General features: G+C 65.5%; 13 protein-coding genes. 2 read left to right on the top strand and 11 right to left on the bottom strand.

What is annotated here, in order from left to right; genetic code table 11:
• Positions 1 to 21: 21 nt before the first annotated feature.
• The 3 genes from ACSFB7_RS07200 to ACSFB7_RS07190 all read right to left on the bottom strand — a co-directional run bounded on the left by ACSFB7_RS07200 (position 22) and on the right by ACSFB7_RS07190 (position 3,239).
• A complete protein-coding gene (locus ACSFB7_RS07200) occupies positions 22 to 1,449 on the bottom strand; it encodes a sensor histidine kinase (protein ID WP_435468500.1) in 1,428 nt (475 codons plus the stop codon).
• The gene (gene miaB / locus ACSFB7_RS07195) at positions 1,449 to 2,810 is read right to left on the bottom strand and encodes a tRNA (N6-isopentenyl adenosine(37)-C2)-methylthiotransferase MiaB (RefSeq protein WP_435468498.1); all 1,362 of its coding nucleotides are present in this window, start codon (positions 2,808 to 2,810) and stop codon (positions 1,449 to 1,451) included. The genes ACSFB7_RS07200 and miaB overlap by 1 nt, the downstream gene beginning before the upstream one ends.
• 78 nt (positions 2,811 to 2,888) lie before the next feature.
• Complete coding sequence (locus tag ACSFB7_RS07190) at positions 2,889 to 3,239, bottom strand: hypothetical protein (RefSeq protein WP_435468496.1); 351 nt, start codon at positions 3,237 to 3,239, stop codon at positions 2,889 to 2,891.
• 363 nt (positions 3,240 to 3,602) lie between these two features.
• Between ACSFB7_RS07190 and ACSFB7_RS07185 the strand changes: the two genes are divergently transcribed.
• Both ACSFB7_RS07185 and ACSFB7_RS07180 read left to right on the top strand, forming a co-directional pair.
• Positions 3,603 to 4,754 carry an efflux RND transporter periplasmic adaptor subunit gene (locus ACSFB7_RS07185; RefSeq protein ID WP_435469939.1) on the top strand — a complete coding sequence of 384 codons (1,152 nt, stop codon included), beginning with the start codon at positions 3,603 to 3,605 and terminating at the stop codon, positions 4,752 to 4,754.
• A complete protein-coding gene (locus tag ACSFB7_RS07180) occupies positions 4,751 to 7,918 on the top strand; it encodes an efflux RND transporter permease subunit (protein ID WP_435468494.1) in 3,168 nt (1,055 codons plus the stop codon). The genes ACSFB7_RS07185 and ACSFB7_RS07180 overlap by 4 nt, the downstream gene beginning before the upstream one ends.
• Before the next feature lie 51 nt (positions 7,919 to 7,969).
• On the opposite strand, the gene ACSFB7_RS07175 is transcribed toward ACSFB7_RS07180, so the two are convergent.
• From ACSFB7_RS07175 to ACSFB7_RS07140, 8 genes are all read right to left on the bottom strand, one after another.
• Positions 7,970 to 8,245 carry a hypothetical protein gene (locus ACSFB7_RS07175; RefSeq protein WP_435468492.1) on the bottom strand — a complete coding sequence of 92 codons (276 nt, stop codon included), beginning with the start codon at positions 8,243 to 8,245 and terminating at the stop codon, positions 7,970 to 7,972.
• Positions 8,242 to 8,949 (bottom strand): AzlC family ABC transporter permease, encoded by a 708-nt coding sequence (locus ACSFB7_RS07170; RefSeq protein ID WP_435468490.1) that lies wholly within the window; start codon positions 8,947 to 8,949, stop codon positions 8,242 to 8,244. Before ACSFB7_RS07170 ends, ACSFB7_RS07175 begins: the two co-directional genes overlap by 4 nt.
• Positions 8,950 to 8,957: 8 nt before the next feature.
• Positions 8,958 to 9,704: a 2OG-Fe(II) oxygenase gene (locus ACSFB7_RS07165; RefSeq protein WP_435468488.1), complete on the bottom strand. Its 747-nt coding sequence runs from the start codon at positions 9,702 to 9,704 to the stop codon at positions 8,958 to 8,960.
• A 73-nt stretch (positions 9,705 to 9,777) separates the two neighbouring features.
• The gene (locus ACSFB7_RS07160) at positions 9,778 to 10,488 is read right to left on the bottom strand and encodes a Crp/Fnr family transcriptional regulator (protein ID WP_435468486.1); all 711 of its coding nucleotides are present in this window, start codon (positions 10,486 to 10,488) and stop codon (positions 9,778 to 9,780) included.
• An 11-nt stretch (positions 10,489 to 10,499) separates the two neighbouring features.
• Positions 10,500 to 11,144, bottom strand: coding sequence for a histidine phosphatase family protein (locus tag ACSFB7_RS07155; RefSeq protein ID WP_435468484.1), 645 nt, complete (start codon positions 11,142 to 11,144; stop codon positions 10,500 to 10,502).
• Between the two features lie 32 nt (positions 11,145 to 11,176).
• Positions 11,177 to 11,803, bottom strand: a complete 627-nt coding sequence (locus ACSFB7_RS07150; RefSeq protein ID WP_435468482.1) for a DUF4136 domain-containing protein — start codon at positions 11,801 to 11,803, stop codon at positions 11,177 to 11,179.
• A gap of 46 nt (positions 11,804 to 11,849) precedes the next feature.
• Positions 11,850 to 12,782, bottom strand: a complete 933-nt coding sequence (gene ttcA, locus ACSFB7_RS07145) for a tRNA 2-thiocytidine(32) synthetase TtcA (RefSeq protein WP_435468480.1) — start codon at positions 12,780 to 12,782, stop codon at positions 11,850 to 11,852.
• A gap of 62 nt (positions 12,783 to 12,844) precedes the next feature.
• Positions 12,845 to 13,777 carry a LysR family transcriptional regulator gene (locus tag ACSFB7_RS07140; protein ID WP_435468478.1) on the bottom strand — a complete coding sequence of 311 codons (933 nt, stop codon included), beginning with the start codon at positions 13,775 to 13,777 and terminating at the stop codon, positions 12,845 to 12,847.
• Positions 13,778 to 13,822: the final 45 nt, after the last annotated feature.

Here is a 13,822-nt window from a genome sequence, read left to right as displayed (position 1 = left end):
GGATTGGGGTGCGGTGAGTGCTCAGGCTGTGCGCGGCAATTCGATGCGAAAGCGTGCACCGGGCCCGTCAGGCAGCAAGGTGATACGGCCCCCGTGGGCTGCAATGTACTCCTGCACGATGGAAAGTCCGATGCCGGTGCCTTTCACCGTGTGCTCGGGCTGGCGCTCGCCGCGAAAGAAGGGCTCGAAGATCCGGTCGCGGTCACCGTCGGCAATGCCCGGGCCGGCGTCGTTGACGTCGATGTAGACCGCCTCCGGCGTGCCCGACACCGCCAGCGTGATGACGCCGCCGCTGGCCGAGAAGCGGATCGCGTTGGACAACAGGTTGGCGATGGCCGTGCCGAGCTTGGCGCGGTCGACCGTGGTGGTGATCGGCTCGCCCTCGGCGCGCACGCGCAGACCGTGCGACTGCCACTGCAGGCGCTGCGCCTCGATCTGTTCCTCGATCAGCGGCAGCAGCTCGGTGCGCTCGCGGCGCAGTTCGCGCGCCTCGAAGGCGGCGGCGTTGAAGCGCAGCAGCGCCTCGATCTGCCCCTGCAGCGACACCGTGTTCTGCTGCAGGATCTGCGCGACTTCGAGCTGCGCCGGGTTCAGCGGACCGGTCACGCCATCTTCGAGCAGCGAGACGCCTTCGCGCAGCGCGGCCAGCGGCGTCTTGAGTTCGTGCGACACGTGGCGCAGAAAGCGCGCCTTGTCGGCGTCCAGCTCGGTCAGGCGCAGCCGCAGCCATTCGAGCTGCTGCGACACGCGCCGCACGTCGGCCGGGCCGCGAATGTCGATGGGCTCGTCGAGCCGGTTCTGGCCCAGGCCGACGATGGCGTTTTCCAGCCGCTTGAAAGGCCGCGCCAGCCAGATGCCGAAGGCCAGCGCCAGCACCACCGCCAGCACGCTGGCAGCGACCACTTCGCGCATCAGCCGGCGGCGTGCGTTCTCGATGCGCTTGGCCAGCGCATCGTTCTGCGTTTCGATCAGGAACTGCGCCTGTTGCGCGATGTTGGTGTTGAGCGCATCGAGTTCGCGGAACTGCATCGCCATCGTGCTTTCGCGCGCCAGGGCGTTGTCGGCGTTGCCGCTCATCAGGCCCTCGATCACGCCGAGCTGGGTGCGCCACATCTCGATGCCGGCGGGCGTCAGGCCGTTCTTTTCGAGGCGCTCCAGCACCTGGTGCGCTTCGCGCGCGGCGTCGTCGAAGCGGCGGCGCAGCACGGCGTCGTTCAGCACCAGCGACTGGCGCCCGGCGCGCTCCATTGCCGCGCTGCGCTCGGCCAGCGACTGGGAGGCGCCCGACAGCCGCAGCGCGCGCGCGGCCGCGTCGCGGCTCTGTGTCATCAGCACGTCGTACTGCAGCACCGAGCGCAGGGCCACACCGACCAGCAGCGCGGTGATCAGCAGGAACGCGAACAGCAGGAGCTGCTGGAACGAGCCCCGTATGGATGGCCGCTTCGCCATCAGTGGGCGAGCGCGGCCGGGGCTGCTGCCATCGACGATTCGCTGGTCGGCACTTCGCCGCGCAGCGTGTACGCCAGCGAGCGGGTGATGCGCAGGTCGGTCATCTGGCCGACCAGGCGTGCATCGCCCTCGAAATTGACGACGCGGTTGCAGGCCGTGCGGCCCATCAGCTCGTTCGCGTCCTTGCGCGAGGCGCCTTCGACCAGCACGCGCTGGGTGGTGCCGACCAGCGCCTGGCCGAAGCGCTTGACGTTGCCGTCGATCACCGCCTGCAGCGTGTGCAGCCGCGCGAGCTTCACTTCGTGCGGCGTGTCGTCCTGCAGCGCGGCGGCCGGCGTGCCGGGGCGCGGGCTGAAGATGAAGCTGAAGCTGTTGTCGAACTGGCAGTCGTCGATCAGCTTCATCATCTTGTTGAAGTCTTCGTCGGTCTCGCCGGGGAAGCCGACGATGAAGTCGCTGCTCAGGGCCAGCTCAGGGCGGATGGCGCGCAGCTTGCGCACCGTGCTCTTGTATTCCATGGCGGTATAGCCGCGCTTCATGGCCATCAGGATGCGGTCGCTGCCGTGCTGCACCGGCAGGTGCAGATGGCTCACGAGCTGCGGCACCTTGGCATAGGCCTCGATCAGGCGCGGCGTGAACTCGTTCGGATGGCTGGTGGTGTAGCGGATGCGCTCGATGCCGGGGATCTCGGCCACGTATTCGATGAGCAGCGCGAAGTCGGCAATTTCGGCGGTGTCGCCCATCTTGCCGCGGTAGGCATTCACGTTCTGGCCCAGCAGCGTGATCTCGCGCACGCCCTGGTCGGCCAGGCCGGCGATCTCGACCAGCACGTCGTCGAGCGGGCGGTTCACTTCCTCGCCGCGCGTGTAGGGCACCACGCAGTAGCTGCAGTACTTGGAGCAGCCTTCCATGATCGACACGAAAGCCGTCGAGCCTTCGACGCGCGCGGGCGGCAGGTGGTCGAACTTCTCGATTTCGGGGAAGCTGATGTCCACTTGCGGGCGGTTCAGGCGCGCGCTGTCGTTCAGCATCTCGGGCAGGCGGTGCAGCGTCTGCGGGCCGAACACGATGTCGACATAAGGCGCGCGCGCAATGATGGCCGCGCCTTCCTGGCTGGCAACGCAGCCGCCCACGCCGATCTTCACGCCCTTGGCCTTCAGGTGCTTCACGCGGCCGAGGTCGGAGAACACTTTCTCCTGTGCCTTCTCGCGCACCGAGCAGGTGTTGAACAAGATGAGGTCGGCCTCGTCGACGTTCTGCGTCGGCTCGTAGCCTTGCGCGGCGTGCAGCACATCGGCCATCTTGTCCGAGTCGTACTCGTTCATCTGGCAGCCGAAGGTCTTGATGAATACTTTTTTCATGGGGAGCTCTTTCATGGCCCTCCTGCAGAAGGAGGAGGGCGCGACGGGCAGGCGCGGAAGGCCCGCGCCGCCTTTTCTTTATTGCGTGTTGACGGTGTCGTTCGAGGTGAACGGCCAGATATTCAGGAACGGCTTGTTCAGCGACTCGCGGCTGGCCATGGCTTCGTCGGGCGTGAGGATCCAGACCTCGCGCAGCAGCCCGGCGGCATCGCGCGTGTAGTTCACCAGAAAGCGCTGGCCGATGATGGCGCCGGGCATGACCAGCATGTTCTGCGCGCTGCGGATGCGCGCGCCGGCCCCCAGTCGGTCGGGCCTGCCGTCGAGTTCGACGTCGGGCGCATTGGTCACGATGAACTTGCCGCGCAGCGTGCCGATGGGGAAGTTGCGGCCGCCGACCAGCGATTCGTTCTGGGTCTGCGGGCGGGGCACCTCGTCCTGGGCGCTGGCCGGGAGAGAGAAAAAGCCTGCAGCGCCTGCGACTGCTGCGCAGAGCGCTATGAAAGTGAGAGTGTTCGTGGGTTTCTTGCAGCGGTTCATGGGGTATATCCAGAGGCTGTGGAGCGGGCGATTTTAACGACGGGGTGCCTGTCTATCGCGCCGGCACAGTGGGTTGCAGGCGACGCAGTTCGTTCACTGCTTTACATTTCTTTACGGCGCCCATCGACACGCTGGGGCGGCCACTGCTCCAATAGCCGGTGTCAGCCCAAAGTGCACAAGAACCCCATGAAAAAAAATGTTGCCGTTGCCCTTGCGGGTGTGTTGATCGTAGCCGTCGCGGGCGGGTGGTGGAGCATGTCCGGCAACAAGTCCGCCGCGAAAAACGACAAGGCCCCGACCGCCGCCGGCGGTGCCCCGGCCGGTGGCGGCGCGCCCGCGCTCGTGACGCTGGCCACCGCTGAAAAGCAGGACGTGCCGGTGACGGTGCAGGTCAACGGCAGCGTGGTGTCCCTCAACAGCGTCGACCTGCGCCCGCAGGTCACGAACACGGTGAGCGCGGTGCATGTGAAGGAAGGGCAGTTCGTCAAGGCGGGGCAACTGCTGTTCACGCTGGACGACCGCAACGACCAGGCCAACCTGGCGCGCGCCCGGGCCCAGCAGCAAAAGGACGAGGCCACCATGGCCGACCTGGAGCGCCAGTACAAGCGCAGCCAGGACCTGGTGGCGCAGAACTTCATTGCCAAGAGCGCGGCCGACGCCACGCTGTCGCAGCTCGAAGCGCAGCGCGCCGCCGTCGCCGCCGACCGCGCCGCCGTGCAGTCGGCGCAGGTGGCGCTGGGCTATGCCACGCTGCGCGCGCCGATTGCCGGGCGCATCGGCGCCGTCAACATCTACCCGGGCACGCTGGTGCAGCCGACGCTGTCGCTGGTCACGGTCACGCAGCTCGACCCGATCGCCGTGAGCTTCCCGGTGCCCGAAGGCAACCTGCAGGACCTGCTGGCCGCCGCGCGCACCCGCTCGAAGGTCGAGGCCGTGGTCGCCGGGCGCAAGGAGCCGCTGAACGGCACGCTCGACTTTGTCGACAACACGGTCGATCCGCAGATCGGCACCGTGCGCGCCAAGGCCGTGTTCACCAACGCCGACCAGAGCCTCTGGCCCGGCCAGTTCGTCGGCACGCGCATCACGGTGCGCACGCTCGGCGGCGCCACCGTGGTGCCGGCCGCGGCGCTGATGATGCTGGCCGACGGCACCTCGCTCTATGTGGTCGACGAGTCGCGGACCGCCACGCGCCGCAAGGTCAAGACGCTGCACACCTTCGGCACCAAGGTCGCGGTGAGCGGCGTCGAGCCGGGCGAGCAGGTGGTGATCGAGGGCAGCCAGAACGTGCGCCCCGGCGGCAAGGTCCGTGTCGATGCCAAGGCGCCGGCCGCACCTGGCGGCACCACGGGCGTGACACCCGGCAGCGCCGCGTCGTCGGACGCCAAGCCCGTGCGGGAACGCGCATGAACATCTCGGAGCTCTGCATCCGTCGTCCCGCGATGACGGTGCTGCTGTCGGCCGCCGTGGTCGTCATCGGCATCTTTGCGTACTTCAGCATCCCGGTGGCGGCGCTGCCCAGCTACAACACGCCGGTCATCAACGTCAATGCGCAACTGCCGGGCGCCAGTCCGGACACGATGGCGAGTTCGGTCGCGCTGCCGCTCGAAAAGCAGTTCTCGACCATTCCGGGCCTGCAGACCATCAGCTCGGTCAACACGCAGGGCGTGACCTCGCTCACGCTCGAATTCGTGAGCAGCCGCGACATCGACGCCGCCGCCGTCGACGTGCAGGCCGCGCTGCTGCGCGCCCAGCGCCAGTTGCCGCAGGAGCTGACGCAGCTCCCCTCTTACCGCAAGGTGAATCCGGCCGATGCGCCGGTGCTGTTCATCGCGCTGATCTCGCCGTCGATGAACCCGGCCGAGCTCAACGACTACGCCGAGAACCTGATCTCACCCACGCTCTCGACCATCGACGGCGTGGCGCAGGTGGGCGTGTACGGCCGCAAGGCCTTTGCCGTGCGCATCAAGGCCAACGCCGACCTGCTGAACGCGCGCAACATCACGCTCGATGAATTGGCCAAGGCGGTGAATTCGGCCAACGCCAACACGCCAGTCGGCGTGCTCGACGGTCCGCGCCAGACGCTCACCATCCAGGCCAACCGGCAGCTCGTGAAGGCGGCCGACTTCGCCAAGCTCATCGTCGGCCAGCGCAACGGCGCGCCGGTGCGGCTGGACGAGGTGGCGACCATCGAAGACAGCTTCGAGTCGGTCAAGACATCGAGCAGCTTCAACGGCCAGGACTCGATCTCGCTGGCCGTGCAGCGCCAGCCCAATGCCAACACCGTGCAGGTGGTGGACGCGGTGCGCGCGCTCATTCCGCGCTTCAAGGCCGAGCTGCCGCAATCGGTCGAGATCCAGATGGTGAACGACCGCTCGCTCTCGATCCGCGAGGCGGTGCACGACGTGCAGCTCACCTTGCTTGGCACCATCGCGCTGGTGGTGCTGGTGATCTTCTTGTTCCTGCACCGGCTGGTGGCCACGCTGATTCCGGCGGCGACCATTCCGATTTCGTTGATCGGCGCGGTCGCGCTGCTCTACGCCTTCGGCTACAGCCTGGACAACGTCTCGCTGCTGGGCATCACGCTGGCCGTGGGGCTGGTGGTGGACGATGCGATCGTGGTGCTCGAAAACATCATGCGCTACGTCGAAAAGGGCATGGAGCCCTTTGCTGCTGCGCTGCGCGGTGCGCGCGAGGTGGGCTTCACCATCGTGTCGATTTCGATCTCGCTGGTGGCCGTGTTCATCCCGATCTTCTTCATGCCGGGCGTGATTGGCCTGCTGTTCCACGAGTTCGCGGTGGTGGTGGCGCTGGCGGTGCTGGTGTCGGCCGTGGTGTCGCTCACGCTGGTGCCGATGCTCGCGAGCCGCCTGCTCAAGCATGTGCCCCGGAAAGAGGGCGCGATGGACCACGAAGAAGAGCACCCCGAGCCCGGTACCGCCATCGGCCGTGCCTTCGAGCGCGGCTACCGCGCGGTGCATGGCGGCTACATGCGCTCGCTCGACTGGACGCTGGACCACCGCAAGCTGATGCTGGCGATGGCGGGCCTGACCTTCGTCGTCACCGGCTGGCTGTTCGTCACCATTCCCAAGGGCTTCTTCCCCGAGGAAGACATCGGCCAGATCCAGATCACGACCGAGGCGGCGGAAGACATTTCGTTCGCCGCCATGAAGGTGCTGCAGGCGCGCGTGTCCGATGCGCTGCAGGCCGATTCGAGCGTGGACTACGTCAGCTCCTTCGTCGGCGTGGGCGGCCCGACCGCCACACAGAATTCAGGACGCCTGTTCGCCGTGCTCAAGCCGCGCAGCGAGCGTCCGCAGATGGCGAAGGTGCTCGAATCGCTGCGCCAGCGTTTCCGCGAGATTCCGGGCATTGCCGTCTACATGCAGCCGGTGCAGAACCTGCGCCTGGGCGGGCGCCAGAGCAAGGCGCGCTTCCAGTACACGTTGCAGAGCGTGAACGCCGGCGAGATGGTGCCGTGGGCCACGCGGCTCATGGAGCGCATGCGCGCCGACCCGGCCTTCCGCGACGTGACCAGCGATTCGCAGAACCGCGGCCTGCAGGCCACGCTGGAGATCGACCGCGACAAGGCCGGCGTGCTCGGCGTGGCAGTGGGCGATTTGCGCACCGCGCTCTACAACGCCTACGGCGACCGGCAGATCGGCAGCATCTACGCCGCGAGCAACACCTACCAGGTGATCCTTTCGGCGGCCGACAACGACCGCCAGTTCGAGGACGATGTCTCGCGCCTGTCGGTGCGCAGCACCACCGGACGCCTGGTGCCGCTGTCGGCCTTCTCGACCATCAAGCGCACCGTGGGGCCGACCTCGGTCAACCACCAGGGGCAGTTGCAGGCCGTGACGGTGTCGTTCAACCTCGCGCCCGACGTGCCGCTGGGCAACGCGACCGCGAAGATCGACCGCTACAAGGACGAGCTGAAGATGCCGCAGTCGATCATCACCACCTACGGCGGCGATGCGGCGGTGTTCCAGAGTTCGCAGTCGAGCCAGGCCGTGCTGCTGGTGCTGGCGGTGCTGGTCATCTATGTGCTGCTGGGCGTGCTGTACGAAAGCTACATCCACCCGCTGACCATTCTTGCGGGCCTGCCGTCAGCGGCGGTCGGGGCGCTGATTTCGCTGAAGCTCTTCGGCTTCGACCTGACGCTGATCGCGACCATCGGCATCCTGCTGCTGATCGGCATCGTGAAGAAGAACGCGATCATGCTGATCGACTTCGCCCTCGACGCGCAACGCACCGAGGGCATGAAGCCGGTTGATGCGATCCGCGAGGCCTGCCGGTTGCGTTTCCGGCCGATCCTGATGACCACGCTGGCCGCTTTGATGGGGGCGCTGCCGCTCGCATTGGGCCTGGGCGCCGGCGCCGAGTTGCGCCAGCCGCTGGGCGTGGCGGTGGTGGGCGGGCTGATCTTCTCGCAGGTGATCACGCTGTACATCACGCCCGCGATCTACCTGGCGCTCGACCGCTACAGCGGCACGGGTCCGATGGTCGATCTGCCGGGCGAGGCGAAGAAGGGTGAAGCGGGCGTGACCGGAGATGCAGCGGCGCATGCCTGAGCCGCTGCGTTCTTTCTCGAGCTGACCAAGGGCGGGCCGCGCCCCTCGACTTCAAAGATGGCGCGCGGCCATGAGCGCCAGCCAGCCGGCGACAAAGGCAATCTGCAGTCCTCCGAAGCGCCACACCACCGCCATGGTGATGACCACAGGCAAGAGCAAGGTGGGCGCGATGCAGATCTGGATCAGCAGATAGGCGCCCATCAGGCTGGGGCCGGCGTTCGACAAGGCGATCTCGGCCGACGGCCAACGCGAAAGCCATTGGGCGGCGCCCAGGCCCGACAGGCGAATGGCGATCGTGACCAGCGCCATGACGAGGATGGCATTCATGCCCGGCCTTTCCTGTTGATCCACAGCGTGGCCGCCATGCCGGCCAGCCCCGCCACCAGCACCGCCGCGGCCTGCTGATCGGTTCGCCACCAGCAAAGCAGACCGACCACGGCGCCGATGCCGACGGGCGCCAGACGGTGAGGGTTCTTTCGAAGGCCGATGGGCAGCAGCAGCGCCATCGAGAGCGGAACCAGTGCGTCCATGCCGAAGCGATACAGCATCTGCTGCGTGAAGATGGCGCCGAACTGGAATCCGGCGATGCAGCCAGCCGTCCACGCCAGGGTCAGCGCGGAGGAATTTCCCAGAACAAAGTTGGCGTTGATCGGGCCGCGCTGGGCGGCAATGTGGCATGCCGTCCAGCTGCTGTCGGTCACCATGGCCGCTGCCAGCCACACGCGCCATTTGCTGGAATTCTTCAGATACGGCCAGAGCGAGGCCGTAAAAATAAGATGCTTGGCATTGAGCCCGATGGTCAATGCAATCAACGCACCGATATGGGCGGAATTGTTGAATTCGAGCGCGGCCAATTGAGCGGTGGCAGCATTGATGCTCAGCGCGGCAAAAACCAATTCACCCAAAGACCAATTGGCATTCTTGCTTGCAACGCCAACAATAAGCCCAAATACCAATACCTTGGGAATGAAAGGCAGCGCCGCAATCCAGCCATGCGAAATTCCCATGGGCGCGGACAGGGATTTTTCCATCAAGACGCTTACACCCAGAACAGGAGTTTCTCAGGGGTGATTCCGAAAAACCCGGACAAGGTCAACCGCTCTCCATCGCTTGGCAATACCTCGTGTGCCTGCGTGGTGCGGAAGATGATCAAATCTCCGACACGAGGTGCAACTTCGAAATGTTCACTTTCCTTGCTGGCAAGCGCGGGGTCTTTTTCCGTGTAAATGCGTGTCTGCCCTCCGGACTTGGGCGTCTTGAGATAAATGTTCCATGCAAACTGGTCCTTGATTTGCGGTGCAAATGAAAGCCCGGTGTTTTCGCCCGGCATCCAGTCACAGTGAATCGGTGCTTCCGGCAAGACGCGCACCGTGAAGTTCATCATGCGCCTGCCCTGGTGTTCAGCGACCTCGTGGCCCAGCGAAAACATCTTCGATGCCACTTCCTGGACACGAGGGAAGAAGTTGACCAGCGAGAGAATGCGTTGGTCGAACATTTCCTCGAAGATGCGTGTTCGGCGGAAATATTCTCCGTGATCCGATTTGAATCTGAAGAAATTGGGGCCGAGCTTTCCTTTGCGAACGACACCGCCGGCTTTGTCGTCGCCTTCGTAATATTCAATGCCAATTTCCGAAATGGCATGCGATATCAGGTCAACTTGATATTCTTGAAGAAAATTCTCGAACCGCAGGCCCGCCCGCTCTCCGGTTGAGAATTTCTTTATCGCCGTGAAGTTCGGCGTCGTGCGGCTGATATCCTCAACCACCCATTTTCTTGACTCTGCCATCATTTCCTCTTGAATTGTGAGGAGGATAATGGCGTGAAGTTAGGGTTTGCTCGGTATCCAGTGATACAGGAAGTTAACTATTTTTGTAATGCAAACGGCGTAGCGCGGAAGCATCATGGATGATGACCTGCTTGGCCCGCGTCTCAATGACGCCTTCCCTCGACAGCAGGTTCAGCGTTCTTGTCACGGTGACCCGGCTCAATGCGGTCATTGCGGCAATTTTCTCGTGTGTCAGATCGACTTGAAAATTCTTCGATTCCTGGGTCGACGGAAATTCGCTGTTCAATTGCAATCGCGCAATACGCAAAAGCAAATCGACGACCCGTTCTTTGGGCGCCGCCGACGCAACGCCCGCGAGCTTTTCAACCACCATTTGATTCTTGAAGCCGAGGAGCTGAATGAGCGAGGCCGCAAGCTCGGGCATGGTGGAGAACTTCTGGGTGATGTCCGCCGGGAGGTAGCGGCTGAGGATCGCGGGCGCAACCACTCGCGTCGTGGTCGGGCGAGGCCGGTTGGCGAATGCCGGGCCTTCACCAAAAATTGCACCCGGTCCGAATATCTCGAGCAGAAATTCAGCGCCATTGCTTCGCTGGATGGTCGAGTGGACAAATCCGGATCGGAGAAGATAAAAATAACTGTGCCGTTCCCCTTCCCGGGCCAGCACATCCCCGGCTGCCAGGCTGACGACATTGCCCAGATGCGTGGCTTCGATCCATGGGGTCGAGAGGGCCAGGGAGGCGTCCCAACTGGCATAGGCCGAGGATTCGGAATTTATTCTTTTCACGCGAAGACCTGCTAGGTCGTCGTCTCGTCGAGCGTGTTGTCGGCGGCCAGGTGAGCCGTGTCGCTCCAGCCCACGAGGCTGAAACCCTCGGGCGTCCACAGCATGCGGTTGATGGCTGCGTTGCCGAGCTGCCAGGTGCGCGGCGCCTGCAATGCCTGGCGGGTGGCCGCGCGGTACAGCACGTCCATCACGCCGCCATGCGCAACCAACGTGACCAGCTCACCCGGATGACGCGCCGCCAGCTCCGAGGCCACGCCCGTGATGCGGTCGCGGAAAGTCAGCAGGCTTTCGCCGCCGACCGGCTCGAACTCGGGATCGCGCTCGCGCCAGCGCTTGGCGTCTTCGGGGCGCGTGGACTCGATCTCGGCAAAGCTCATGCCCTCCAGGTGGCCGAAGGCGCGCTCGCGCAGGCGGGGCTCGGGCCGCACCGTCAGGCCGTGCGGCTTGGCAATGGCTTCGGCGGTCTGCCAGGCGCGCGAAAGATCGCTGGCATAGATGACGCGGATCGGCTCCTCGGCCAGTGCCTGGCCGGTGCGCTCGGCCTGCCAGAGGCCGGTGGGGTTCAGGCCGATGTCGAGCTGCCCCTGGATGCGGGTGTCGACGTTCCAGGCGGTTTCGCCGTGGCGCACGGCGATCAAACGGGTGATGTCTTCCATCCGCCGGGATTCTAGAAGCGCCGTTCGCCTTCTTATTTCTTCGCGGTCGGCGACGACAGGTCGATGTTCACCTGGCGCTCGCCCTGCGGCGGGTTGGGGAAGCCCTGCAAGGCGGCCCGGAACATCACCGGCAGGATGGCCGCGCTCGAGTTGTACGGGCCGTCGTTGCGGGCGCGCGTCTCATAGACCACGCGATTGGAGCCGGTCTCGCGCAGAACGATGCTGACTTCGCGCTCGTACCAGGGATTGGCCGCCGGCGGCATGAACACCGGGCCGCCGTACCAGCCGCCGCCATACCAGCGGCGCCCGTAGTAGCCATAGCCGCCGTAGCCGTAGCCCCAGGGGCCGTCGTAGAGCCACGGGTCGGCCCAGGGCGAGAGGCCGGCTGTGACGCGGGCGCCGATCTGCGCGCTGTATTGCGGCTTGGCGTCGTCGCGGCGCAGGCCGACCTGTTCGAGCGCGGCGGCGGCCATGGCTTCGAGCCCGTCCTGCCGGGCGGTGTCTGCCTGCTGCGAGGGCAGCCGCTCGAAGCGGTAGGTGGCGCCGGGCGCCACGGTGCCGAGCGAAGAAAAGCTCTTCACATTGCTGTCGACCACCCAGGAGGTGGCGCAGCCGCTCAGGCTTGCTGCCAGGAAGAGAGCGAAAAATGCACGTTTCATAAGGGTCTCCGGGCCAAGTGCCCCAAATTCCCCTGGGTTGCCCGAATCAGCCCTGGACGATGCGCAGGGCCGAGGGTGCCTGGGAGAGCAGATCGAAATTGGGCGTGTCGAAGGCCTTGTCGCCTTCGTCGTCCGCCACGCCGGTCGCCTTCAGACCCTTGAAATCGTGCCGCGTTCCATCGAGCAGGTGGGAAGGCACCACGTTCTGCAGCGCGGTGAACATGTTCTCCACGCGGCCGGGGTACTTCTTGTCCCACTCGCGCAGCATTTCGCCGACCTGCTTGCGCTGCAGGTTTTCCTGACTGCCGCACAGCGTGCAGGGAATGATCGGGAATTCGCGGTGCTGGGCCCAGCGCACCGTGTCTTTTTCGGCCACGTAGGCCAGCGGACGGATCACGACGTGCTTGCCGTCGTCGCTCACCAGCTTGGGCGGCATGCTCTTCAACTTGCCGGCGAAGAACATGTTGAGGAAGAAGGTCTGCAGCATGTCGTCGCGGTGATGGCCCAGCGCGACCTTGGTGGCGCCCAGCTCGTCGGCCACGCGGTACAGGATGCCGCGGCGCAGCCGGCTGCACAGCCCGCAGGTCGTCTTGCCCTCGGGAATCACGCGCTTGACGATGCTGTAGGTGTCCTGGTTCTCGATGTGGAAGTCCACGCCCAGGTCGCTCAGGTACTTGGGCAGCACCTCTTCGGGAAAGCCGGGCTGCTTCTGGTCGAGGTTGACCGCGACGATGTCGAAGTGAATCGGCGCGCGGGCCTTGAGCTTGAGCAGGATGTCGAGCAGCGCGTAGCTGTCTTTTCCGCCCGAGACGCAGACCATGACCTTGTCGCCCTCTTCGATCATGTTGTAGTCGACGATCGCACGGCCGACCTCGCGGCACAGGCGCTTTTCGAGCTTGTGCGTCTCGCGTTCGATCTTCAGGGAATTGGCAGTGGCGTCGGCGGCGGCGGGCGCCTCGTCGATCCAGACGGCGTTCATGGTCAGGCTACTTCGGGGAGTCGGGGGAAGGCGTCGATTGTCCCCGATCCCCAAGGCACACGCTACGCGGCGGGAAAGGCGGTGCGCATGGCGTCCACGAAGAGCCGCAGCTTGGCCGGGTAGAAGCGCGCATACGGGTACACCATGTACACCGGCGCGGCGGCCGCATGCCATTGCGGCGCGAGGTGCAGCAGCCGTGCGGCCGCAAGCTCCTCGGCCAGCATCCAGGTCGACAGCACGCCGACGCCCACCCCCAGCACGGCCGCGCTGCGCAGCGCATTGAGGCTGTCGGTGATCATGCGCGGGCGGATCTGCACGCGGTACACCTCGCCGGTGGTCTCGTGGGTCAGCGCGATCTCGGTGCGGTAGAAGTTGCGCGCGGCCATCCAGGGCAGCGTTTCGAGGTCGCGGGCGTGCACGGGGAGCACTGCCTCCTTGAAAAGAGAAGGCGCACCGACCGCGATGCGTGGCACCTCGGACAGCCGGATCGCAACCACGCCCGGGTCGCTCACCTCGCCGACGCGGATCGCGCAGTCGACGCCCTCGGCGATGAAGTCGGGCGTGCGGTCCTGCGGGCCGTCGTGCAGCAGCCATTCGACGGTCATCTGCGGAAAGCGGTGCAGGTACGCGGCCAGCGGCCCCACCAGCAACTGCTGCCCGAACACGTGCGGCGCCACCACGCGCAGCCGGCCCTCGGGGTGGTCGCCGACGCCGCGCAGCTCGGCCTCGAAGGCGCTCCAGCTCAGGATCAGCTCCTTGGCGCGGTCGAAGCAGCGCTCGCCGTCCTCGGTGAGCTTCATGGCGTGGGTGGAGCGCTGCAACAGGCGCACGCCGAGCGAGCGCTCCAGCGCCTGAAGGCGCCGGCTCACGGTGGGCTGGGTGGTGCCCATCTGCGCGGCCGCCGCCGAGAGGCTGCCGGCCTCGACGATGTGCACGAAGGTCTGCATCAGCTCGATGCGGTCGACCGAGGGTGGGGCCGAAAGTGGCGTTGTCATGCGTCAAGCGTATATCAATTGTTCAAGCGCCGGGACTACCTTGGC

The sequence above is a fragment of the Variovorax raffinosi genome (genome assembly GCF_051216615.1).
GTDB lineage: Bacteria > Pseudomonadota > Gammaproteobacteria > Burkholderiales > Burkholderiaceae_C > Variovorax.
This window is presented reverse-complemented; position numbering and strand designations above follow the sequence as displayed.

Excerpts from the sequence above, each read along its gene's own strand:
- ACSFB7_RS07200 (WP_435468500.1), bottom strand. The coding sequence starts at position 1,449 with ATGGCGAAGCGGCCATCCATACGGGGCTCGTTCCAGCAGCTCCTGCTG.
- miaB (WP_435468498.1), bottom strand. The coding sequence starts at position 2,810 with ATGAAAAAAGTATTCATCAAGACCTTCGGCTGCCAGATGAACGAGTAC.
- ACSFB7_RS07185 (WP_435469939.1), top strand. The coding sequence starts at position 3,603 with ATGTCCGGCAACAAGTCCGCCGCGAAAAACGACAAGGCCCCGACCGCC.
- ACSFB7_RS07180 (WP_435468494.1), top strand. The coding sequence starts at position 4,751 with ATGAACATCTCGGAGCTCTGCATCCGTCGTCCCGCGATGACGGTGCTG.
- ACSFB7_RS07175 (WP_435468492.1), bottom strand. The coding sequence starts at position 8,245 with ATGAATGCCATCCTCGTCATGGCGCTGGTCACGATCGCCATTCGCCTG.
- ACSFB7_RS07170 (WP_435468490.1), bottom strand. The coding sequence starts at position 8,949 with ATGGAAAAATCCCTGTCCGCGCCCATGGGAATTTCGCATGGCTGGATT.
- ACSFB7_RS07165 (WP_435468488.1), bottom strand. The coding sequence starts at position 9,704 with ATGGCAGAGTCAAGAAAATGGGTGGTTGAGGATATCAGCCGCACGACG.
- ACSFB7_RS07155 (WP_435468484.1), bottom strand. The coding sequence starts at position 11,144 with ATGGAAGACATCACCCGTTTGATCGCCGTGCGCCACGGCGAAACCGCC.
- ACSFB7_RS07150 (WP_435468482.1), bottom strand. The coding sequence starts at position 11,803 with ATGAAACGTGCATTTTTCGCTCTCTTCCTGGCAGCAAGCCTGAGCGGC.
- ttcA (WP_435468480.1), bottom strand. The coding sequence starts at position 12,782 with ATGAACGCCGTCTGGATCGACGAGGCGCCCGCCGCCGCCGACGCCACT.
- ACSFB7_RS07140 (WP_435468478.1), bottom strand. The coding sequence starts at position 13,777 with ATGACAACGCCACTTTCGGCCCCACCCTCGGTCGACCGCATCGAGCTG.